Raw genomic sequence first — 392 nt, forward strand, 5'->3', positions numbered from 1 at the left:
TGCGGTGGTCCATCAAAAAGATGATCGGCCGCGGGCTGGCCGCCATCAGCAGCACCGCGTCGACAAAGCTGACGTGGTTGCAGGCCAGGATGGCCGCGCCCTCGATGGGGATGTGCTGCTCGCCCTGCACCTTGAAGCGGTACACGCAGTGCGACAGCACCCATGCCACGAAGCGCAGCAGGTACTCGGGCACCAGCATGAAGATGTAGAACGCCACCAGCGCATTCGCAATGCCGGTGAACAAAAAGATCTGCGGAATGCTGAAGCCCGCGCCCAGCAGCGCGCCGGCCAGTACCGAGCTGGCGATCATGAACAGCGCGTTCAAGATATTGTTGGCGGCGATGATGCGCGCGCGGTGCGTGGGCTGGCTGCGCAGCTGGATCAGCGCATAC

The 392-nt window shown here is 63.3% G+C and carries 1 protein-coding gene; it reads right to left on the reverse strand.

Features of this window, described 5'->3' with window-relative positions; genetic code table 11:
- Positions 1-392: 1-acyl-sn-glycerol-3-phosphate acyltransferase (locus tag RM812_RS42720; protein ID WP_394816622.1), on the reverse strand; the 392-nt coding region annotated here is incomplete at both ends.

The sequence above is a fragment of the Streptomyces lancefieldiae genome, assembly GCF_031845825.1.
Lineage (GTDB): Bacteria > Actinomycetota > Actinomycetes > Streptomycetales > Streptomycetaceae > Streptomyces > Streptomyces lancefieldiae.